The sequence below is a fragment of the Aureimonas populi genome (assembly GCF_017815515.1).
In the GTDB taxonomy this organism is placed as follows: Bacteria; Pseudomonadota; Alphaproteobacteria; order Rhizobiales; family Rhizobiaceae; genus Aureimonas; species Aureimonas populi.
The window spans coordinates 71,744-94,064 of record NZ_CP072611.1; the positions used below are offsets into that span (position 1 = coordinate 71,744).

At 69.9% G+C, this 22,321-nt stretch carries 17 protein-coding genes; 5 read left to right on the forward strand and 12 right to left on the reverse strand.

The features are described from left to right. The first annotated feature begins 15 nt into the window (after positions 1 to 15). The 4 genes from J7654_RS00360 to trxA all read left to right on the forward strand — a co-directional run bounded on the left by J7654_RS00360 (position 16) and on the right by trxA (position 7,843). Complete coding sequence (locus J7654_RS00360; protein ID WP_245195573.1) at positions 16 to 714, forward strand: nucleotidyltransferase family protein; 699 nt, start codon at positions 16 to 18, stop codon at positions 712 to 714. Between the two features lie 48 nt (positions 715 to 762). Beyond that, the gene (gene addB, locus J7654_RS00365) at positions 763 to 3,858 is read left to right on the forward strand and encodes a double-strand break repair protein AddB (protein WP_209737307.1); all 3,096 of its coding nucleotides are present in this window, start codon (positions 763 to 765) and stop codon (positions 3,856 to 3,858) included. Continuing rightward, complete coding sequence (gene addA / locus J7654_RS00370) at positions 3,855 to 7,421, forward strand: double-strand break repair helicase AddA (RefSeq protein ID WP_209737308.1); 3,567 nt, start codon at positions 3,855 to 3,857, stop codon at positions 7,419 to 7,421. Before addB ends, addA begins: the two co-directional genes overlap by 4 nt. 98 nt (positions 7,422 to 7,519) lie before the next feature. After that, positions 7,520 to 7,843 carry a thioredoxin gene (gene trxA / locus J7654_RS00375; protein ID WP_209737309.1) on the forward strand — a complete coding sequence of 108 codons (324 nt, stop codon included), beginning with the start codon at positions 7,520 to 7,522 and terminating at the stop codon, positions 7,841 to 7,843. 51 nt (positions 7,844 to 7,894) lie between these two features. Here the strand turns inward: trxA and J7654_RS00380 are convergent, their stop codons facing one another. The 12 genes from J7654_RS00380 to polA all read right to left on the reverse strand — a co-directional run bounded on the left by J7654_RS00380 (position 7,895) and on the right by polA (position 20,177). Continuing rightward, positions 7,895 to 9,187, reverse strand: a complete 1,293-nt coding sequence (locus J7654_RS00380; RefSeq protein WP_209740066.1) for a bifunctional folylpolyglutamate synthase/dihydrofolate synthase — start codon at positions 9,185 to 9,187, stop codon at positions 7,895 to 7,897. A gap of 59 nt (positions 9,188 to 9,246) precedes the next feature. Next, entirely contained in the window at positions 9,247 to 10,167 is a 921-nt protein-coding gene (gene accD, locus J7654_RS00385) for an acetyl-CoA carboxylase, carboxyltransferase subunit beta (protein WP_209737310.1), read from the reverse strand. A gap of 50 nt (positions 10,168 to 10,217) precedes the next feature. Beyond that, complete coding sequence (trpA, locus tag J7654_RS00390; protein WP_209737311.1) at positions 10,218 to 11,051, reverse strand: tryptophan synthase subunit alpha; 834 nt, start codon at positions 11,049 to 11,051, stop codon at positions 10,218 to 10,220. Between the two features lies 1 nt (position 11,052). Further along, positions 11,053 to 11,508 (reverse strand): hypothetical protein, encoded by a 456-nt coding sequence (locus J7654_RS00395; protein WP_209737312.1) that lies wholly within the window; start codon positions 11,506 to 11,508, stop codon positions 11,053 to 11,055. Next, positions 11,505 to 12,725: a tryptophan synthase subunit beta gene (trpB, locus tag J7654_RS00400; protein WP_209737313.1), complete on the reverse strand. Its 1,221-nt coding sequence runs from the start codon at positions 12,723 to 12,725 to the stop codon at positions 11,505 to 11,507. Before trpB ends, J7654_RS00395 begins: the two co-directional genes overlap by 4 nt. Next, positions 12,722 to 13,402 carry a phosphoribosylanthranilate isomerase gene (locus tag J7654_RS00405; protein WP_209737314.1) on the reverse strand — a complete coding sequence of 227 codons (681 nt, stop codon included), beginning with the start codon at positions 13,400 to 13,402 and terminating at the stop codon, positions 12,722 to 12,724. The genes trpB and J7654_RS00405 overlap by 4 nt, the downstream gene beginning before the upstream one ends. Positions 13,403 to 13,443: 41 nt before the next feature. Continuing rightward, the gene (locus J7654_RS00410; protein ID WP_209737315.1) at positions 13,444 to 14,199 is read right to left on the reverse strand and encodes a M48 family metallopeptidase; all 756 of its coding nucleotides are present in this window, start codon (positions 14,197 to 14,199) and stop codon (positions 13,444 to 13,446) included. Positions 14,200 to 14,337: 138 nt separating this feature from the next. Continuing rightward, complete coding sequence (locus tag J7654_RS00415; protein ID WP_209737316.1) at positions 14,338 to 14,760, reverse strand: DUF2852 domain-containing protein; 423 nt, start codon at positions 14,758 to 14,760, stop codon at positions 14,338 to 14,340. A 103-nt stretch (positions 14,761 to 14,863) separates the two neighbouring features. After that, positions 14,864 to 16,138: a polyhydroxyalkanoate depolymerase gene (locus tag J7654_RS00420; RefSeq protein ID WP_209737317.1), complete on the reverse strand. Its 1,275-nt coding sequence runs from the start codon at positions 16,136 to 16,138 to the stop codon at positions 14,864 to 14,866. A gap of 119 nt (positions 16,139 to 16,257) precedes the next feature. After that, positions 16,258 to 16,545 carry a DUF1330 domain-containing protein gene (locus J7654_RS00425; protein ID WP_209737318.1) on the reverse strand — a complete coding sequence of 96 codons (288 nt, stop codon included), beginning with the start codon at positions 16,543 to 16,545 and terminating at the stop codon, positions 16,258 to 16,260. Between the two features lie 27 nt (positions 16,546 to 16,572). After that, positions 16,573 to 17,253, reverse strand: coding sequence for an orotidine-5'-phosphate decarboxylase (gene pyrF / locus J7654_RS00430; RefSeq protein ID WP_377946567.1), 681 nt, complete (start codon positions 17,251 to 17,253; stop codon positions 16,573 to 16,575). Positions 17,254 to 17,261: 8 nt separating this feature from the next. Further along, on the reverse strand, positions 17,262 to 20,177 hold the full coding sequence (gene polA / locus J7654_RS00435) for a DNA polymerase I (RefSeq protein WP_209737320.1): 2,916 nt from the start codon (positions 20,175 to 20,177) through the stop codon (positions 17,262 to 17,264). Between the two features lie 502 nt (positions 20,178 to 20,679). On the opposite strand from polA, the gene J7654_RS00440 reads away from it, so the two are divergent. Then, the gene (locus J7654_RS00440; RefSeq protein ID WP_209737321.1) at positions 20,680 to 22,080 is read left to right on the forward strand and encodes a dipeptidase; all 1,401 of its coding nucleotides are present in this window, start codon (positions 20,680 to 20,682) and stop codon (positions 22,078 to 22,080) included. The last annotated feature ends 241 nt before the right edge of the window (positions 22,081 to 22,321 follow it).

Genomic DNA, 22,321 nt, shown 5'->3' on the forward strand with positions numbered 1-22,321 from the left:
CGCCCGAGGACGGCCATGGTCCTCGCGGCCGGGCTCGGCAAGCGGATGCGCCCGATCACCTCGACCACGCCCAAGCCCCTCGTGGAAGTGGGCGGCAAGGCGCTGATCGACTACGGGCTGGACGCGCTGGAGCGCGCCGGCGTGACGAAGATCGTCGTCAACGTGCATTACATGGCCGATCTCGTCCGCGGGCATCTGCGCAAGCGCAAGGGCGCGCGGATCGTCATCTCCGACGAGACGTCGGCGCTTCTGGAATCGGGCGGCGGCGTGGTGAAGGCCCTGGCGGAGCTGGGGGACCGGCCCTTCTTCCTCGTCAATTCGGATACGTTCTGGATCGAGGGCTACCGCGACAATCTCGACCTTCTGGCCGAGCTGTGGGACGAGGACGAGATGGACGCGCTCCTTCTCATCGCCGACATGAAGCGGGCGACGGGCTATGAGGGGCGCGGCGATTTCACCATGGATGCGCAAGGACGGCTCTCCCGCGTGGCCGAGCGCGACATGAGCCCCTTCATCTATGCCGGCGCGGCGATCCTCAAACCCTCGCTCTTCGCGGGCCTGCCGGAGGAGAAGTTCTCGCTGAACCGCGTCTTCGACACCGCGATCGAGGCGGGGCGGCTGCACGGGGTGCGCCTGGACGGGCTCTGGATCACGGTCGGCACGCCGGCTTCGATCCGCGAGGCCGAGAGCGTGCTTCTTTCCAGCGCCGCCTGAGCTTTCGATGCTGGCCGGGGCGCGGGGCAGGCGGTAAAGTCCCGCGCAATGCCAGCCAACATCTTCTCCATCGCGCCCGGCCTGCCCTTCCTTCCCACGCTCGCGCGCTCCATCCTCTCCGGGCGGATCGTGAAGGGCGTGATGGGTAGCGGCGATCCGCTGGCGCTGGCCGACCTCACCGTCTACGTGCCGACGCGCCGCGCCGCCATCGCGCTCACGGCCGCCTTCGCCCATGAGATCGGCGGGCCGGCGGCCATCCTGCCGCGCGTGCGCCCGCTCGGCCAGGACGAGGACGACGCCCCCTTCTTCGGCGCGCCCGCGCTCCTGCCCGCCGTCGATCCGCTTCGGCGCCGGCTGGAGCTGGCGCGCCTCGTGCGCTTCTGGAAGTCGCGGATCGGCGATGGCACGGCCTCGATGCTGGCCGGCGAGGACATCGTCCTGCCCGCCTCGGCGGCCGATGCGCTCTACCTTGCCAGCGATCTCGCCACGCTTCTCGACGAGGCGGAGGACGAGGAAATCTCGCTCTCCGGCCTCGCCAGGCTCGGCATAGAGGACCGGCTGGCCGAATGGTGGCAGCTCACCCTCACCTTTCTCGCTATCCTGACGGAGGAATGGCCCCGGCACCTCGCCGAGATCGGCATGGTCTCCAGCACCGAGATCCGCCGCCGCTTCGCGCGCGAAACGGCGGCGCGCTACCGGGCCGAGGGCTCGCCGGGCCCGGTGGTGATCGCCGGCTCCACGGCCACGGCCCCGGCCACGATCGAGCTGATGCGGGCGGTGGCCGAGCTTCAGAACGGCGCCGTCGTCCTCCCCGGCCTGGACCGGACGCTGGACGCGCCGAGCTTCGCCGGGATCGAGCGCGCCGCCTCGCTTTCGGCCGCCGGCCACCCGCAATATGGCCTGAAGCGCATTCTCGGCGGCCTCGGCGTTCCGCGCGAGGCGGTGGCAACGCTGGCGCCGGATGCCGGCAGCGCGCCGGCCGCGCGCGAGGCCTTCGTCTCCGATGCCCTGCGCCCGGCCGAAACCACCGAGCTCTGGGCCGAGGGCCCCGCCCATCCGCCGGCCGCGCTGGATGATCTGGCCCTGATCGAGGCGGCGGACGAGCGCGAGGAGGCGCTCGCCATCGCCGTCGCCATGCGCGATGCCTTGAGCGATCCGGCCGCGACCGTCGCGCTGACGACGCCCGACCGCGACCTCGCGCGCCGCGTGGCGGCCGAACTGGCCCGCTTCGGCATAGACGCCAACGATTCGGCCGGGCGTCCGCTTTCGGCCACGCCGCCAGGCACGCTGGCGACCCTCGCTTTGGCCGCCAGCTTCGAGCCGGGCGACCCCGTGGCGCTGGTCTCGCTCCTCAAGCATCCCCTCACCCGCCTCGGCCTGTCGCAGGGCGCGGCGCGGCGCGCGGCGCGCGTGGTGGAGCTGATCGCCCTGCGCGGCGGCAGCGGCCGGGCCGATGCCGCCACCCTGCCCGCGCTCTTCGCCCGGCGCCGCGCGGCCATCGAAGGCGGCGAGCGCGTCACCCGCCCGGTCCAGCATCTGGGGCCCGAGGAGCGCGACGAGGGGCAGGCGCTGTGCGAGCGGCTGGCCGGGGCCCTCTCGCCGCTCGTGGCGCTGCGCCGCACGGCCCCGGCCGAGGTCGCGACCTACGCCGTGGCGCTGACACAGGCCATGGAGGCGCTTGGCGCGGACGAGGACGGCAGCACCGCCGGCCTCTACGCCGAGGAAGCGGGCGCCGCCTTCGCGGCCCTGATGCGCGAGTTGGTGGCCGCTCCGCCCGTCGGCTTCGCCTTCGCGCCCGCCGAATGGCCGGACGTATTCCGCGCGCTCGCCGCCGAAACGACTGCCCGTCCCCGCGCCGGCCATTCGCAGCGCGCCTTCGTCTGGGGTGCGCTGGAGGCCCGGCTCCAATCGGTGGATACGATGATCCTCGGCGGGCTCAACGAGGGCACCTGGCCGCAGGGCGCGCGCAGCGACGCCTTCCTCTCGCGGCTCATGCGCTCGGAGATCCTGCTCGATCCGCCCGAGCGGCGCATCGGCCTTGCCGCGCACGATTTCTGGATGGCCATGGGCCATCCGCGCGTGGTGCTGGCGCGCTCTGCACGCGCCGGCGGCGCGCCCGCCATTCCCTCGCGCTGGCTCCAGCGCCTGCTGACATTGGCCGGGCCCGAGGGCGAGGCGCGGCTGCGGGCGGCGGGGGAGCCCTTCCTCGCCCATGCCCGTGCGCTGGACGCGGCGCCGCCGGAGCCTCGCGCCGCCCGCCCCGAGCCGCGCCCGCCCGTGGAAGCCCGCCCGCGCGCCTATTCCATCACCGAGGTGGAACGGCTGATCCGCGACCCCTACGCCATCCATGCCAAGCGGGTGCTGAACCTCGACAGGCTGCCGCCGCCCATTCGCGCCCCCGGCGCGGCCGAGCGCGGCAATCTCTTCCACGCCATCCTGGCGCGCATGGTGGAGCGCGGCGTGGACCCGGCCGCGCCGGACGCCGAGGCGCGCCTCCTCGCCATCGCCCGCGAGGCCTTCGACGAGGAAGCCCTGCCCGCCGACATCCGCGCCATCTGGTGGCCGCGCATGGAGGGGCTGGCCGGGCGCATCCTCGCCTGGGAGCGCGGCCGCGCCGTCGCCAAACGTCATGCCGAGCTGGGCGGCTTCGTGGAGCTGGCCGATATCGGCGTCGCGCTGAAGGGCTACGCCGACCGCATCGACGCGATGGAGGACGGCTCGGTGGAGATCATCGATTTCAAGACGGGCACCCAGCCCAGCGTCAAACAGGCCCGCACGCTGCTCGCCCCCCAGCTTCCGCTGGAAGCGGCGATGGCGCGGCTCGGCGCATTCAAGGCCGTCGGGCCGGTCGAGACCGTTTCGGAGCTTCTCTACGTGCGCCTGCGCGAGCGAGCCTTCAAGCCCGAGGGCCTCTCCCATTCGGGCGGCGCCTCCGGCGAGGCGGTGACGGCCGACGGCCTGGGCGAGGAGGCACTGGCGCGCTTCAAGGGCCTGGCCGCCTCTTACCTCGACCCCGCCAAGGGCTTCCTCTCGCGCGCCCGCCCGCTTCTCTCCTCGGACTTCTCGGGCGACTACGACCATCTTTCGCGCGCGCGGGAATGGGCGCTGGGCGACGAGGACGACGCGCAAGGGGACGGCGCATGAGCGCGCTCGACATTTCCGAAGGCACGCGCGCGGCGCAGGAGCGCGCCTCCGATCCCGCCCGCTCGGTCTTCGTGGCGGCCAATGCAGGCTCCGGCAAGACCTTCGTGCTCGCATGCCGCGTGGTGCGCCTTCTCCTCTCCGGCGCCGAGCCCTCGCGCATCCTGTGCCTCACCTACACCAAGGCCGCCGCCGCCGAGATGCAGACGCGCATCTTCGCGACGCTCTCGCAATGGACGCGGGCGAGCGAGGAGGCGCTGGCGGCCGAGCTGGCCCAACTCGGTGCGCGGCCCACGCCCGAGGCGCTGGCAGCCGCGCGCCGGCTCTTCGCCCGCGCGCTGGAAACGCCCGGCGGGCTGAAGATCCAGACCATCCACGCCTTTTGCGAATCGCTCCTGCATCTCTTCCCGCTGGAAGCGCATGTGCCCGGCCATTTCGAGGTGCTGGACGATGCGCAAAGCGCCATGCTCCTGGCCGAGGCGCGCCGTCTTCTCATCGTGCAGGCCAGCGGCGAGGAGGCCGACGAGGGACTGGCCGAGGCCTTCGCCGAGGCGCTCTCGCTGGCCGGCGAGGCCGGGCTCGACCGGCTGATCGGGGAATGCGTTTCCAAGCGCGACCGCATCCGCGCGCATCTCGGCGCCGCCGGCGGCCTCGATGAGGCGGTAGGGCGGCTGGCGAAGGCGCTGGACGTGCGGGCGGACGAGACACAGGAGAGCCTGCTGGCGCCCGCCTTCCACCCGCCGGGCTTCGATGACGCCTTCGCCGCGCGCCTTGCCGAGGCCGCGCGCGAGAGCGGCAAGCCGACGGACGCCAAGCTCTTGGCGAAGCTTTCGTCCCTGCACGCCGCCTCGCAGGCGCCCGAGCGGTTCGAGGCGCTGAAGGCCTTGTGCCTCAAGGCCGATGGCGGACGCTACAAGACGAGCAGCGTGGCGACGAAGGCCGTGACCGGCGCCTTTGCGGACTTCGAGGAGCGGCTGCACGCGCTGGCCGGCTTCGTGGAGGAAACGGCGGAGCGCCTCTCGACGCTGCGCCTGTTCCGCGCCAGCCGCGCGGCGCTGATAATCGCCCGCAAGCTGGAGGGCGACTATCAGGAGCTGAAGCGGCGGCGCGGCCGGCTCGACTTCGAGGACCTGATCGTGCGCACCGCCGACCTGCTGACGCGCGGCGAGGCGGCGGCCTGGGTGCACTACAAGCTCGACCAGGGCATCGACCACGTGCTGGTCGATGAGGCGCAGGACACAAGCCCGCGCCAGTGGGAGGTCGTGCGCTCGCTGGTGGAGGAGTTCTTCTCGAGCGACGACCGCAAGCGGCGCACCATGTTCGCGGTGGGAGACGAGAAGCAGTCGATCTATTCCTTCCAGGGCGCCTCGCCGGCCATGTTCACCGCCGAGCGGCGGCGGCTGGAGGCGCAGGCCAAGGCCGCGCGCGCCGATTTCTCGCGCGTGGCGTTGCAGCAATCCTTCCGGTCCACCGCAACGGTGCTCGCCGCCGTGGACAAGGCGTTCGAGGCGGAGGAGGACAGGCGCGGCCTTTCGGTCGAGAACGAGAAACCCGTCCATGTCTCCGCGCGCGGCGCCGTGCCGGGCCTCGTGGAGATCTGGCCGCCTTATGTGAAGCAGGCCGCGCGCGAGAGCGACGACTGGCTCGACCCCATCGACACCGAACCCCTCTCCTCCCCCGTCAATCGGCTGGCTATGCGCATCGCCAGCACCATCGAGGGCTGGCTCGGCCAGCCGCTGGAGGACCGGCGCGGGCGCCGGCCGCTGGGGCCCGGCGACGTGATCGTGCTGGTGCGCAAGCGCTCGGCCTTCGTCGGCGCGATGAGCGCGGCCCTGCGCGACCGGCACATCCCGGTCGCCGGCGCCGACCGCCTGGTCATCACCGATCACATCGCCGTGCAGGATCTGATGGCCCTGGGGCGCGTCGTCTCCAACGCCGAGGACGAATTGTCCCTGGCCGAGGCGCTGAAGAGCCCGCTCTTCGGCTTCTCCGACGACGACCTCATGGGGCTCGCCCTCTCGCGGCGCGCCGAGCGGCCCGAGCCCCTCTATTTCGCCCTGCGGCGCCTCGCGGCCGAAGGGGGCGCGGAGCGCCTGCCCGCCTTCGTGACGGACAAGGCGGCGCTCGCCGCCAGGGCGGCGGCGGCCTTCCTGCGGCTGGAGGAACTGCGCGACCGCGCCGGCTTCGAGGGCGTCTTCACCTTCTATGCCCGGCTGCTGGGGCCGGAAGGCGCGCGCGCGCGCCTCATCGCCCGGCTCGGCCACGATGCCGGCGAAGTGGTGGATGCCTTCCTCGACCTCGCCTGCGCCCACGAGGCGGACGGAAAGCCCGATCTCGACGCCTTCCTCGCCACGCTGGCCAGCGCGCCGCCCACCATCAAGCGAGAGATGGACCAGGGGCGCGGCGAGGTGCGGATCATGACGGCGCACGCCGCCAAGGGGCTGGAAGCGCCGGTCGTCTTCCTCGTCGATCCCGGCTCGGCGCCCTTCGTGCACACCCATGGCGCGCGGCTGATGGAGTGGGAGGCCATGCCCGGCCTCGCGCCCGGCGCCGCCCCCGGCTTCCTCTGGTGCCCGGAAAAGGCGCTCGTCACCCCCGTGGTCGAGACCCTGCGCGAGGCGGAAAGGCAGCGCGCGGAGGAGGAGTATCGCCGGCTGCTTTATGTGGGCATGACGCGCGCCGCCGACCGCCTGGTGATCTGCGGCCATGCGGGCACGCGGGGCCCGCACGAATCGAGCTGGCTGATGCGGGTGCAGTCCAGCCTCGGGCCCGATTGCGAGGAGGTGCGCGATGAGGCGGGCGAGCTCGTGGCCTATCGCTGGGGCCCCGCCCCCGCCGAGGCGAAGCTGGCCGGGCCAACGCCCGCGCAAGCCGCCGCGTCCCGCGTCCTCGACCTTTCCCCGCTTCCGGCCGAGCTGCGCCCGCCGCGCCCGCTGGTGCCCTCGGACCCGGCCGGCACGCTGCGCATCGAGATGGAGGAGGAGCCGCCTCGCCTCGGCTCGCCCGTCCTCTCCGGCCAGCCGCAGGCCTCGCTCGCCATCCGCCGGGGCCTGCTGACCCACAAGCTCCTGCAGATCCTGCCCGAACTCCCCCCGCAGGCGCGCGAGGCGGCGGCCAGGCGCCATCTCGCCGTCGCGGCGGGCGAGATGAGCGAGGCGCAGCGCGAGGCGATCCTCGGCGCCGCCCTCGCCGTGCTATCGCACGAGCGCTTCTCGGCGCTGTTCTCGCCCGGCAGCCGCGCCGAAGTGGGGCTTCGCGGCACGGTGGAAATCGCCGGCCGGACCTATCCCGTCAGCGGCACGATCGACCGTCTCGCCGTTTCTGAACGGTCCGTTCTCATCGTCGATTACAAGACGAACCGCCTGCCGCCGGCCACGTTGGACGAGGTTCCGGCCGCCTATGTCACCCAGCTTGCGCTCTATCGCGCGCTGCTCATGCCCTTGTATCCCGGCCGTCCGGTGGAAGCGGCGCTGCTCTTCACCGAGGCGCCGCGCCTGATCGAGCTGCCTCCCGCGGCGATGGAAGAGGCGCTGGCCGGCCTTGCCTCGCGACGCGGCGCGGCTTGAAGTCGGGCGCGCGCGCTTCTACCTTCGGAGCCGACGGGGCATCCGCCCCTTAAGCGATTCACCATGCCGGCCTCCCGCCGGCGCAAGGGAGCCTTTCCATGGCCACCAAGAAGATCGACAAGACCAATTTCCAGTCCGACGTGCTGCAGGCCGGCAAGCCTGTGGTCGTGGACTTCTGGGCCGAATGGTGCGGCCCGTGCAAGATGATCGCGCCGAGCCTGGAGGAGATCTCCGAGGAGATGACGGGCGTGGATGTCGTGAAGATCAATATCGACGAGAACCCCGACCTCGCCGCCCAGTTCGGCGTGCGCTCCATCCCGACGCTGATGCTGTTCAAGGACGGCCAGCAGGCCTCCGTGCAGGTTGGCGCGGCGCCGAAGTCCAAGCTCGTGGCCTGGATCAACCAGAACGTCGCGGCCTGATTTCGAAGGCACCGTCCTGATGGGAAGGCCCGGCCGCGCGCCGGGCCTTTTTCATTGCGGGGCCAGCCCGCTCTCGGCCAGCACCTCGCCGATGAGGTAGAGCGAGCCGCAGATGAGAAAGCGCGGCGCGGGTTGCGAGCGCCAGCCCGTGGAGACGAGGGCGATCGCCTCGGCCACGCTGTCGCAGGGCTCGGCGTCCAGCCCCGCCTCGATGGCGGCGTCGGCCAGCTCGTCCGCCGGCATTCCCGCCTCGGACGAGACGATCGGCACGGTGAAGACCCGGCGCGCCATGCCTGAGAACGCCTCGAAGAAGCCGATCGGGTCCTTGGTCGAGAGCATTCCCGAAATCAGGAACAGCGGCCGGGGCACGCGGTCCTCCATCTCGGCCATGGCCTCCGCGATGGCCACGCCCGCGCCCGGATTGTGGCCCCCGTCGATCCAGACTTCCGCTCCCGGCACGGCCAGCGCGTGAAGCGGCCCGGAGGTGATGCGCTGAAGGCGGCCGGGCCACTCTGCCCGCGCGATGCCCTCGGCCACCGCCTCCTCGGACGGATCGAACCCGCCGGCGCGCAGCCCGGCGAGCGCCAGCGCGGCATTGGCGAGCTGGTGGCGCCCGTTCAGGCGCGGCAGGGGCAGGTCGAGCAGCCCGCGCTCGTCCTGATAGACCAGCCGCCCGCGCTCCTCGAACGCGAAGAAGTCCTCGCCATAGACGTGAAGGGGCGCTCCTGCCCGCCCGGCCCGTGCCCGCAGCACGTCGAGCGCGACCGATTCACCCTGCAGGCCGACGACGGCCGGCGCGCCGCGCTTGAAGATCCCGGCCTTCTCGGCCGCGATCAGCTCCACCCGGTCGCCGAGATAGGATTGATGATCGAGCGAGACGGAGGAGACGAGGGTGGCGGCGGGATTCTCGATCACGTTGGTCGCATCGAAGCGCCCGCCGAGCCCGACCTCGATCAGCGCGGCGTCGGCCGGATGCTCGGAGAAGAGCAGGAAGGTCACGGCCGTCAGCACCTCGAAGACGGTGATCGGCTCGTCGCCATTGGCCTGCCCGACGCGTGCGATGGCTTCGGCCAGCACCGCGTCCTCCACCAGCCGCCCCGGCCCATCCGCCCGACCGAGCCGGTAGCGCTCGTGCCAGGAAACAAGGTGCGGCGAGGTGTGCACATGGACCGACAGGCCCGCCGCCTCCAGGATCGCGCGCGAGAAGGCGACCACGGAGCCCTTGCCGTTGGTGCCCGCCACATGGATCACCGGCGGCAGCCGCCTTTGCGGCTCGCCCAGCGCCGAAAGAAGCCGGCGGATGCGCTCCAGCGCGAGATCCGTGCCCTTGGGGTGGCGCAGCATCAGGCGTTCGATCTCGCCGCCGGCAAGGCTGGCGGCGCTCACGGGCTGGGGGACCGGGCTCAGGCCGAGGCCTCCGCCGCCACCGGCTCCTGCGCCGGTTGGGGCGCCGGCGAGACCTCCACCGAGCGCGCCGGCTGCTTCGTCATGATGCGCAGGAGGCGCGCGATGGTGCCCTTCAGCTCGTGGCGATGCACGACCATGTCCACCATGCCGTGCTCCATCAGATATTCGGAGCGCTGGAAGCCCTCCGGCAGCTTCTCGCGGATGGTCTGCTCGATGACGCGCGCCCCGGCAAAGCCGATCAGCGCGCCCGGCTCGGCGATATGGACGTCCCCCAGCATGGCATAGGAGGCCGTGACGCCGCCCGTGGTCGGATTGGTCAGGACGACGATGTAGGGAAGCCCGGCTTCCTTCACGCTCTCCACCGCCACGGTGGTGCGCGGCAATTGCATGAGCGAGAGGATGCCCTCCTGCATCCGCGCCCCGCCGGACCCGGCGAACAGCACCAGCGGGCGCTTCGTCTCCACCGCGATCTCGGCCGCCTTCACGATGGCCTCGCCCGCCGCCATGCCGAGCGAGCCGCCCATGAAGGCGAAGTCCTGGACGGCGGCGACGATGGGCAGCGCCTCGATCTCGCCACTCGCCACCAGCACGGAATCCTCCATGCCGGTCTTGGCGCGATACTCCTTCAGGCGGTCCACATAGCGCTTCGAATCGCGAAACTTCAGGGGATCGACCGCCACCTTCGGCAATTCGGCCGCCTCATAGGCGCCGTCGTCGAAGAAGGCCGCCAGGCGCTCCTTCGCGCCGATCTTCATGTGGACGCCGGAATTGGGCACGACCCACTGGTTGGCCTCCAGATCCTTGTGGAAGACCATCTCCCCCGTCTCGGGGTCCTTGATCCACAGGTTCTCGGGAACCTCGCTCTTGCCGAGCAGGCTCGTCAGCTTGGGGCGGACGTAATTGGTGATCCAGTTCACGGGCGCGGCCTCTTCAGGCGTCTTGAGGTGGGTTCGAGATGGGCCGGCAATCAGGCGAGCGCAAGGCGGGACCGGGCGACCCCCTCCCTCAGCTCGCGCACGAGGGACAGGACGGCCTCAGGCGTGTCGGCGCTCGCCGCGCCGTTCACCAGCGAGCCCTCGATGGCGCCCACCAGCACGGAGCCCACCACCACGCCGTCCGCATGGCGGCCCAGCGCCTCTGCCTGCTCGGCATTGCGCACGCCGAAGCCGACGCAGACCGGCAGGTCGGTCCGGGCGCGGATGCGCTCGATCGAGGCGGCGACCTTGCCGGTATCGGGCGCGGCCGAGCCGGTAATGCCGTTGATCGACACGTAGTAGACGAAGCCGGACGTGTTCTTCAGAACCGCCGGCAGGCGCTTCTCGTCGGTCGTGGGCGTGGCGAGGCGGATGAAGTTCAGCCCGCCCTTCATCGCCGGCAGGCAAAGTTCCTCGTCCATTTCCGGCGGCAGGTCGACGACGATGAGGCCATCCACGCCCGCCTGCCGGGCATCGGCCACGAAGCGCTCCACGCCGTAGATGTAGATGGGATTGAAATAGCCCATCAGTACGATGGGCGTGGCCGCATCCCCGGCGCGAAAGCGCCGCACCGTCTCCAGCGTGCGCCGCAGCGTCTCGCCGGCCCTCAGGGCCCGCAGGCCCGCCTTCTGGACCGCCGGCCCGTCGGCCATGGGATCGGAGAAAGGCATCCCGAGCTCGATCACGTCGGCCCCGGCGGCGGGAAGCTGGCGCAGGATGGAGAAGGCCGTCTCGATGTCGGGATCGCCCGCCATCAGGAAGGTGACGAGCGCCGGGCGGCCCTCCGCCTTCAAGGCGCGAAAACGCTCTTCGATGCGTGTCGTCAAGTCAGTAGCTCCCGTCCGGCATGACGCACGCCAGATAATCCCTGTCGCGTCCGCCATTCATCATCGTGCGCACATAAGCGTCCCGTTCGAAGGCGATCGGCACCAGTTCCCATACGCAAGCCATGGAAGGCCGGTCAACCGGCTGGAAGGCGCCAGGCTCACCCAAGGACGCGGACCAGAGACGCTCTGCCAACATTCCGCCCGGCAGCCACCAGTGCAGAAGCAGCCATACGGCCTCCTCTCCCCGGTGGAGGATGACGAAGCCAAGACTGCCGGCAGGCGGCGGCTCCGCCGCCACCCTCGCCGCGGCCGCATCGAGAACGGCGGGATCGAGCGCTTCCGACGTCGCACGGATGGCATAGCATTTCACATTCGCCCCGTTGGGCTGCCATTGTCCGAGGAGCCCGATCTGCCGAGCCCGGTAGGTGTCGACGACGAACGAAGCGCCTTGGTTCAAAGCTCCACGCCCAGATGCTTTGCGGCCGTGAACACGTCCTTGTCGCCGCGCCCGCACAGATTCATCACGATGATCTGGTCCCGGCCCATCTTCGGCGCGCGCTTGATGACCTCTGCCAGCGCGTGGGCTGGCTCCAGCGCGGGGATGATGCCTTCCACGCGGGTCAGGAGCTGGAAGGCGTCGAGCGCCTCCTTGTCCATGATCGGCACATATTCCACGCGGCCCTGGTCCTTGAGCCAGGAATGCTCGGGGCCGATGCCGGGGTAGTCGAGGCCCGCGGAGATGGAATGGCCTTCCTTGATCTGGCCGTCGCCGTCCTGGAGCAGATAGGTGCGGTTGCCGTGCAGCACGCCGGGCGAGCCGGCCGTGAGCGAGGCGCAGTGTTCCTCGCCGTCCAGCCCCTTGCCGCCGGCCTCCACGCCCACGATGGCGACGTCGCGATCGTCGAGGAAGGGGTGGAAGAGGCCGATGGCGTTGGAGCCGCCGCCCACCGCCGCCACGAGAAGGTCCGGCAGGCGGCCCTCGGCGGCCATGATCTGCTCGCGAACCTCCTTGCCGATCACCGACTGGAACTCGCGCACGAGCTCGGGATAGGGGTGCGGGCCGGCGGCGGTGCCGATCAGGTAATAGGTCGATTCGACATTCGTCACCCAGTCGCGCAGTGCCTCGTTCATGGCGTCCTTGAGCGTGCCGTGGCCGGCGGTGACGGGCACCACCTCCGCGCCCAAGAGCTTCATGCGAAACACGTTGGGCGCCTGCCGCTCCACATCCGTCGCGCCCATATAGACGACACAGGGCAGGCCGAAGCGCGCGCAGACCGTGGCGGTCGCCACGCCGTGCTGGCCGGCCCCCGTCTCCGCGATGATGCGGGTCTTGCCCATGCGCCGCGCGAGCAGGATCTGGCCGAGGCAGTTGTTGATCTTGTGCGAACCCGTGTGGTTCAGCTCGTCGCGCTTGAAATAGACCTTCGCCCCGCCGAGCTCCTCCGTCAGCCGCTCGGCGAAATAGAGCGGCGAGGGCCGGCCGGTATAGTGCGTATTGAGATGGTCCAGCTCGGCCTTGAAGGCCGGGTCGGTGCGCGCATGGGTCCAGGACTGCTGCAGGTCGAGGATGAGCGGCATCAGCGTCTCGGCGACGAAGCGCCCGCCGAAGAGGCCGAAGCGCCCCTCCTCGTCGGGGCCTGCGCGGAAGGAGTTCGGGCTCGGGGTCTCGTTCATGAGGCTTGCCGTTCGGGTTCGAGAAGGGTCGCGGCGTCGAGCGCGTCGAACAGCCGGTGAATGCGGGAGATATCCTTCACGCCGGGCGCGCTTTCCACGCCCGAGGAGATGTCGATGCCGGCCGGGCGCGCCACGCGCACCGCATCCGCGACATTGTCCGGGTTGATGCCGCCGGAAAGGACGAAGGGGCCGCCCGTCCATGCCGCCAGGATCGACCAGTCGAAGGAGACGCCGTTGCCGCCGGGGATGGCCGAGCCCTTGGGCGCCTTGGCGTCGAGCAGGATGCGACCGGCGACGGGGCGATAGGCTGCCACCCGGGCCAGATCGTCCGGCCCGGCGATGGAGAGCGCCTTCATAGTGTCCAGCCCCGTGCGCACGGCCACCTCGCCCACGCGCTCGGGCGACTCCCCGCCATGAAGCTGGATCGTGTCCGGCCTGACCTCGGCGGCGAGGCGCGCCAGAAGCGCATCGTCCGGGTCCACGGTGACGATGGTCACGCGCGCCCGCTCGCCCACATGCCGCCGCAGCCGCGCCATCGCCTCGATCGGCACATGGCGCGGGCTCCTGGCGAAGGAGACGAAGCCGACCTCCTCTCCGCCGCGCGAGAGCACGGCGTCGATGGCGGCTTCGGTCGAGAGGCCGCAGATCTTGACGAAGGGGCGGGTGTAAGAGCTCATCGCCTGCTTATCGCGCCTCCATGGCGCGGGGTAAAGGCGCGTCAGTCGAAACGCACGGCATGGAGCGACGCGCCATGTCGCTTCAGCCAGTCGCGCCCCTCGTCCATTCGCGGGCACAGCGTGCGGCACAGGGCCCAGAAATCCGGCCCGTGGTTCATCTCCTTCAGATGCGCCACCTCATGCGCGGCTAGATAGTCCAGCACATGCGGCGGCGCCATGACGATGCGCCAGGAGAAGGAGAGCCGGCGCTCGGCCGAGCAGGAGCCCCAGCGGCTGCGCGTGTCCTTCAGCGCCATGGCCGCCGGGCGGATGCCGAGGCTGGCCGAATGGCACGCTACCGCTGCCTCGAGGTCGCGGCGCGCCTCCCGGATGAGGCAGTCGCGCACACGGCGCGGCAGGTGCTCCGGCGCGCCGCCCACAAGGATCACCCCGCCCGCCTCGTCGAGCCGGGCGGTCCGGCGCGCCGGTTCGTGTCGGATGAGGACGTCGCGCCCGCGAAGGGGCAGAAAGGCCCCGTCGACCACGCCACGAGCGCCGCCGGCGCTCGCCAGCCGCGCATCGGCCCAGGCGCTGTGTCGGTCGAGAAAGGAAAGAAGCGCCTGCGAGGAGGTGCGGCGCGGAACGGTGATCCTCAACATGCCGCCGCAGGGCGAGAGCCGCATGACGATCCGGCGCGCCGTGGGATGCTCGCGCACCCGGAGCGGCACCGCGCGACCTGCGATCTCGAACTCGGCCGGGAAGGAGGGTGCGGCGGGGCGACCGCGTGCCCGCAGCAGTCTGGCCAGCGCTCCCTTCATCCCGTGCTTCCCCGAGCCGACAGAATATCCGACCGCAGGATTACACCCCCGCGCCCGCACCCGCCAGAGGCGGACGCGAAGAGGCCGCGATCGCTTGGCGATCGCGGCCCATCCTGCTTGGTCTTGCGAGGGACGGCTTCAGCGAGCGGGCTCGGCCGTCTCAATGTCGCCGTGGCGCCGCGCTGCCATGAAGCGGTCGAACTCCTCCTGGTCCTTGGCGCGCCGCAGCTCGCGGGCGTAGGAGGCGAACTCCGCCGCCGCATCGTTCAGTCGCGCGCGCTCTGCTTCGAGCCGCGCCAGTTCCTTCTCGCGCCAGTCGTCGAACGCAACATTGCCGGTGCGGTCCGCGCCGAAGGGCAGGTTGGCGCCGGAGCGGCGGAACGCGCCGACCACCCGGTCGGTGGACCGGCTGACATCGGTGCGGAAGGCTTCCAGCCGGTCGCCCCAGAGAATATAGGCGAGAACGGCAAGGCCGAGTGGCCAGTATACGATGAAACCGAGGACCATCAGCGCGATGGTCGCCGGTGTCCAGGCAGGACGAATCAGGGCCTGTGAGCGCATGTCGGGCTTCCCTTGTCTATCGAAGCGGGGACTGAGCCGGATTGCGCCCGGCTCCGCTTTCGAGATGGGAAGTGGAAGCCCCGCCTTCAATAAGGAGCGGGCGTCAGCGCTGCCCGCCTTTGCCCGGCCGCGACTTGCGCCCCTTTGCCGGGCGCCCGTGCGTCAGCGCGAAATCCATGATGCGCGGAGCGATCTCGGAGCGGAAGCGCGAGCCGTTGAAGACACCGTAATGGCCGACGCCGGGTTGCAGGTAGTGCACGCGCTTGTCCTGCGGCAGCGAGGAGCAGAGGTCGTGCGCCGCCATCGTCTGGCCGACGCCCGAAATGTCGTCGTTTTCGCCTTCCACGGTGAAAAGCGCGGTGCGCTTGACCTTCGACAGGTCGATCCTCTCCCCGCGATGGGTGATCTCGCCTTTGGGCAGCGAGTGCTTGATGAACACCTCCTCCACCGTTTGCAGGTAGAACTCGGCGGTCAGGTCCATCACGGCGTTATATTCGTCGTAGAAGGCGCGGTGCTTCTCTGCCGAATCCCCGTCGCCCTTCACAAGGTGCCAGAAGAAATCCTTGTGCGAGGTGAGGTGCCGGTCGAGATTCATCGACATGAAGCCGGTGAGTTGCAGGAAGCCGGGATAGACCGGGCGCATGAAGCCCGGCTGGGGAAACGGCACGGTCATGATGACATTGTCGCGAAACCAGTCGATGCCCCGGTCCTTGGCCAGCTTGTCGACGCCGGTGGGGCTGACGCGCGTGTCGATTGGCCCGCCCATCAGCGTCATGGAGGAGGGCGCGCATTCGTCGCCGCGCTGCTCCATAACCCCCACGGCCATCAGCACCGGCACCGCCGGCTGGCACACGCCCACCACATGCGTATCGGGGCCAAGGAAATGCAGCATCTCGATAAGGTAGTCGACATAGTCGTCGAGATCGAACCGGCCGTCGGAAAGAGGCACCTGCCGCGCGTCCGACCAGTCGGTGATGTAGATTTCGGCGTGGGGGAGCAGCGCTTCCACGGTGCCGCGCAGGAGCGTGGCGTAGTGGCCGGACATGGGCGCGACGATGAGCAGGCGGGGGCTGCGATCCTTGCCCTCGGGAAGGGCGCGGTCGAAATGAAGCAGCCGGCAGAACGGCTTTTCCCAGACCGTGCGGTCGGCGACGGGAACGCGAAGCCCGCCCACCAGCGTCTCCTCCAGCCCGAATTCGGGCTTGCCATAGACCCGCGTCGCGCGCTCGAACAGCTCGGCCGAGGCCGCGACGGTTCGCCCCAGATGGGTTTGCGAAAGCGGGTTCAGCGGGTCGCGGTAGAGCAAACGGGTGGCGTCGGCCACGGCCCGCAGAGGCGCCATGGCCGCGTGGCTCCATTCGAAGAACTGGTACAACATCCGCTCCCAGCTTTCATCCCGGCGAAAGGCCCCGGTCGGTTACAACGTTTCCACCGGCCGGGCGGTTTCGTCCACCTCTTTTGCCGCCCACGCGAAACAGGCCCGAACGCCCTGCTGGATCAGGCGCCTTCGACCAGGACCAGTTCCCCGTCGGCGATCTCCTCGCGGATGGCGCGGGCCGCCTGGTATTCCGGGCTCTCGTAGCAGGCCTGCGCATCCTCCATGGAGGCGAACTCGATCACCACGTTGCGCTTGCGCGCCGTGCCCTCGCATTCCACGAAGGGGCCGCCCCGCGCCAGGAACTTCGCGCCATAGCGCTCCATGGCGGGCTTGGCGGCGGCGATGTAGTCCGGGTAGCGCTCCGGCTCGCGCACGTCGATGCGGGCGATCCAATAGGCCTTGGGCATGTGGGTTTCTCCTCCTGCGTTGAAAATTCAGCGGCTCATCTCGGCGAGAATGGCCTGCGCCGCCGCCTTCGGGTCCGGCGCGGCGATGATGGGACGGGCGACGACCAGATGCGACGCCCCGGCCGCGAGCGCATCGGACGGCGTCACGACGCGCTTCTGGTCGCCCGCCTCGGCGCCCTTCGGCCGAATGCCGGGCGTGACCAGCGCCAGCTCGGGCCCCACGATCGCGCGGATGGCGCGCGCCTCCGCCGCCGAGGCCACGAGGCCGACGCCGATCTCACGCGCCTGCCGCGCCCGACGCTCCACCAGCGCCTCGACGCCGGTCTCGTAGCCCGCCTCGGCCAGCCCCGCCTCGTCGAGAGAGGTCAGCACCGTGACGCCCAGAACGGTCAGGCCCGTGCCCCGCGCGGCTCTCGCCGCCGCGCGCATGGCGTGCGGATAGGCGTGGACGGTGAGCATGGAGGCGCCCAGATGCAGGACGCTTTCCACCCCCTTCTCCACCGTATTGTCGATATCCAGCAGCTTGAGGTCGAGGAACACCTTACGGCCCGAGGCCGCCAGCTCGGAGACGAATTCGAGCCCGCCCTTCGCATAGGCGAGCTGGTAGCCGATCTTGTAGAAGGACACCGTGTCGCCGAGCCGCCCCACCATTGCCTCGGCGCTTTCGCGGTCCGGCAGGTCGAGGCCGACGATGAGGCGTTCGCGCATGTCGGCGGTCAATGGGCTTCCTCCCAGTTCTGCGCCGCGCGCGCATCGACGACGAGCGGCACCTTCAGTTCCACCACCGGCTCGGCGGCCTTTTCCATGACGGCGCGGATCACGGGGATCGCGCGCTCCACCTCCTCGTCCGGCACCTCGAAGACGAGTTCGTCGTGCACCTGGAGAAGCATCTTCGCCTCCAGCCTCTCGGCCTTCAGCGCGTCCTCCATGCGCACCATGGCGCGGCGGATGACGTCTGCGGCCGTTCCCTGGATGGGCGCGTTGATCGCCGCCCGCTCCACCGCCGCGCGCACGCTGGGGTTGGCATGGCGGATGTCGGGATAGTGCGCCCGCCGGCCGAACAGGGTCTCCACATAGCCCTTCTCGCGCGCTTCGGCCTTGGTGCGGTCCATGTAGTCGCGGATGCCGGGAAAGCGCTCGAAATAGCGCTTGATGTAGAGGCCGGCCTCCTCGCGCGGGATGGAGAGCTGGGCCGCCAGCCCGAAGGCCGAAATGCCGTAGATGATGCCGAAATTGATGGCCTTGGCCCGCCGGCGCACATCCGAGGGCATTCCCTCCACGGGCACGCCGAACATCTCGGAAGCCGTCATGGCGTGAATGTCCGTGCCCTCGCGGAATGCCTCCACGAGCTGGGGAATCTCGGCCATGTGGGCCAGGATGCGCAGCTCGATCTGGCTGTAGTCCGCCGAAAGGAGCTTGTGCCCCTCTGCCGCCACGAAGGCGGTGCGAATCGCCCGCCCCTCCTCGGTGCGGATGGGAATGTTCTGGAGGTTCGGCTCGGTGGAGGAGAGCCGCCCCGTTGTGGTGGAGGCCATGGAGAAGGAGGTGTGGATGCGGCTCTCGCCATCCATGTGCAGCGGCAACGCGTCCGTATAGGTGCCCTTCAGCTTGGTGAGCTGGCGCCACTCCACGATGCGGCGCGGCAGATCGTGGCCCTCCAGCGCCAGATCCTCCAGCGTGCGCGCATCGGTGGACCACTGCCCCGTGCGCGTCTTCTTGCCGCCCGGCAGGCCGAGCTTGCCGAAGAGGATTTCGCCGAGCTGCTTGGGGCTGCCGAGGTTGAAGGGCTCGCCCGCCATGGCATGGACGTCGAACTCCAGGCTCGCGGCCTTCTGCGCGAAGCGGCCCGACAGGCGCGAGAGGATCTGCCGGTCGGTCTTGATGCCGCGCCGTTCCATGCGCGCCAGCACCGGCACCAGCGGGCGCTCCAGCCGCTCATAGACATGGGACAGCCCCTCGGCGACGAGGCGGGGCTTGAGCGCCATCCACAGGCGCAGCGTCACGTCCGCGTCCTCGGCGGCGTACTCCGTCACCTTCTCCACCGGGCAGGCGGCGATGGCCTTCGCGCCCTTCCCCGAGCCGCAAAGCTCCTTGTAGGAGATGGGCTTGTGGCCGAGGAACCGCTCGGACAACTCGTCCATCCCGTGCCCCTCCAGCGAGGAGGAGGCGTCGAGCGCGTAGGAGATGAGCATCGTGTCGTCGAAGGGCGAGACGGCGACGCCGTGCCGCAGGAGCACGAGATAGTCGTATTTGAAGTTCTGGCCGATCTTCAGGAGGCTCGCATCCTCCAGCGGCCCCTTCAGGAGGTCGAGCGCCGCGCCGGGCGATAGCTGCTCGCCCGGCCCCTGCGCGCCCTCGCCGCCGCCCAGAAGGTCGCCCTCCCCCTCGTGCACGTGCGCCACCGGCACATAGGCCGCTTCGCCCGGCGCCACGGCCAGCGCGAAGCCCACGATATCGGCGTTCATCGCGTCGAGCGCGGTGGTCTCGATGTCGAAGGACAGGAGCCCCGTCTCGTAGGCGCGCGCGATCCAGCGCTTGAGCGTGTCGGCGTCGCGGATGGTGACATAGGCGGAGCGGTCGAAGCTGGACGCGGCCATCTCGGCAAGGCGCGCAACCGAGAAGGCCTGTGGCGACAGGGCCAGCGCCCCATCGCCGGCCGGCGGCGGGGCGCTGGCGTCGAGATCAGGCCCGCGCGCGGGCCCGTCCACCTTGATGTCGGCCGCCTTCACCTCGGAGGCATCGGTGCCCAGGCGTGCGGAGACGCGCCGCGTCAGCGTCGTGAACTCCATCGCCTTGAGGTAGGAGACGAGCTTCTCCCCATCCGGCTCGTGGATGAAGAGATCGGCGAGCGGCACGTCCAGCGGCGTGTTCTGGTCCAGCGTGACGAGGCGCTTGGAAAGGCGCGCCTGCTCGGCGAAGGCGATCAGGTTCTCCCGGCACTTGGCCGCCTTCACCTCCGCGGCGCGCTCCAGAAGCGCCTCCAGCGTGCCGAACTCCTCCAGCAGCTTGGCCGCGGTCTTCGGGCCGATGCCCGGCACGCCCGGCACATTGTCAGAACTGTCGCCGACCAGCGCCTGAAGGTCGATCATCTTGTCCGGATAGACGCCGAACTTGTCGAACACCTCCTGCGGGCCGAGGCGCTTGTCCTTCATCTGGTCGTAGAGCGTCACGCAGGGGCCGACGAGCTGCATCAGGTCCTTGTCGGAGGAGACGATGGTCACGTCCCCGCCCGCCTCCAGCGCCTGGCGCGTATAGGCCGCGATGAGGTCGTCCGCCTCGAAGCCCTGCTTCTCGATGCAGGGCAGGTCGAAGGCCCGCACCGCCTCGCGGATCAGCGCGAACTGGGGCACGAGATCTTCGGGCGGCGCGGCGCGGTTGGCCTTGTACTGGTCGTAGAGCGCATTGCGGAAGGTGGTGGAGGAATGATCGAAGATCACCGCGAAATGGGTGGGAGCGACCCCGACCGAGGTGTCGCGAGACTCCTCCACCAGCTTCCACAGCATGTTGCAGAAGCCGGAGACCGCGCCCACGGGCAGCCCGTCCGACTTTCGTGTGAGCGGCGGCAGCGCGTGATAGGCGCGGAAGATGTAGGCCGAGCCGTCGACGAGGAAGAGATGATCGCCCTTTTGCATGGGCCATGCTCGTATCGCGGCGTCGGGCGGGAGTCCATCGGGCGCTGACGCGGCCCGATGCTGCGCGCCATCGGCTGGCTCGAAAACACGAGGCCGTGAAAGACGTTACGATTCTTACGAGAGTTTAACCGCGCGATCACGCGGATGTGATCGCAGTGTCTTGAACCCATTGCCGGGAAGGCGCATTTAGGATGCAACGACGCGACGATAGCGTCGTGTTCGGCGCAAAGCTCGTCCCCCGCTTTCGACGCCGGATAATGAGCGGAAGTCCCATTCCCCCCTCTCGGGATTTCCGCTTTACCAGAAAGGGCCGTCGCGACAATCCCCCTCCAGTCCGCGGCGGCCTTTTTCTGTTTTTGGGGCTCTTCCTTCTTTGGAACTGTTGCAATCGGGCCATAGGCCGTAAGGCGCCCTTGGTAAAGGGCGTTTCGCTCGGCCGCGCGCTGTTCTAGACCATCCTTCGCATTCGCCGGCGCGGCCGGCCCATTCGCAAGGAGTCTTCATGCCCGCCCTCGATAGCGTTCTGACCTGCCTCGACCGCGAGCTCGACGCCTCGCTCGAGCGGCTGAAGGACCTTCTGCGCATTCCCTCCATCTCCACCGACCCCGCCTATGCGCAGGAGGTGCGCCGCGCCGCCGAATGGCTGGCGGCCGACCTTTCCGCCATCGGCTTCGAGGCGCAGATCCGCGAGACGACCGGCCATCCCATGGTCGTCGCCCATCACGGCGGCGCCGGGCTAGACAAGCCGCACGTGCTCTTCTACGGCCATTACGACGTGCAGCCGGTCGACCCGCTGAACCTGTGGGAAACGGACCCCTTCGATCCGCAGGTGAAGGAGATGCCGGACGGCACCCGGCGCATCACCGGGCGCGGCTCGGCGGACGACAAGGGCCAGCTCATGACCTTCGTGGAGGCCTGCCGCGCCTTCATCGGCGAGACGGGCACCCTGCCCTGCCGGGTGACGATTTTCCTGGAAGGCGAGGAGGAATCTGGCTCGCCTTCGCTCATCCCCTTCCTCGAGGCCAACCGCGCGGAGCTGACGGCCGACGTGGCGCTCGTCTGCGACACCTCCATGTGGAACCGCGAGACCCCGGCGATCTCCACCAGCCTGCGCGGCCTCGTGGGCGAGGAGATCACCGTGAAGGCCGCCACGCGCGACCTGCACTCGGGCCATTACGGGGGCGCGGCCGCCAATCCCATCCGCATCCTCTCGCGCATCCTGGCCGACATCCACGACGCGGACGGGCGTGTCACCATTCCCGGCTTCTACGACGGCGTGCCCGACATTTCGGACGAGATGCGCGCTATCTGGGACGGCCTGGGCTTCAGCGAATCTGAGTTCCTCGGCGAGATCGGCCTTTGGGTTCCCTCGGGCGAGAAGGGCCGCACGGTGCTGGAGCAGGTCTGGGCGCGCCCGACCGCCGAGTTCAACGGCATCGAGGGCGGCTACACTGGCAAGGGGTTCAAGACGGTGATCGCGGCACAGGCCCACGCCAAGGTCTCCTTCCGCCTCGTCTTCGACCAGGACCCGGTCGCCATCCGCGAGAACTTCCGCGACTTCGTGCGCGCGCGCATTCCGGCCGACTGCGAAGTGGAGTTCCACGAGCATGGCGGCTCGGCCGCGATCCAGCTCCCCTACGATTCCGCGCTGATCCAGAATGCCCGCCAGGCGCTGACGGAGGAATGGGGCAAGCCGGCCGTGATGATCGGCATGGGCGGCTCGATCCCCGTCGTCGGCGAGTTCAAGGACCGCCTCGGCATGCCCTCGCTCCTCATCGGCTTCGGCCTCGACGACGACCGCATCCACTCGCCCAACGAGAAATACGAGATGAGCTCCTTCGCCAAGGGCCAGCGCTCCTGGGCGCGCGTGCTGGCCGCGCTGGGCGATAAAGCCGCGATCTGAAGACACCCATGGACGAGGGTGGCCGCCGCGGGAGCGTCCACCCTTGCCTCTCCGATCGTCATCCCGGCCTTGAGCGGGAGAGCACGCCAAGCGGTACAAGCCGCTTCTGCAACCACGGATTGGACGGATGAAGGGAACGGCACGGGTCCCGGCTCAGGGCCGGGATGACGAACAGCGCAGGACAAGGGGATGCGAGCCGTTGGAAACGGAACGGCGCTATCGGGCTCCCGAGGCCTGAAAC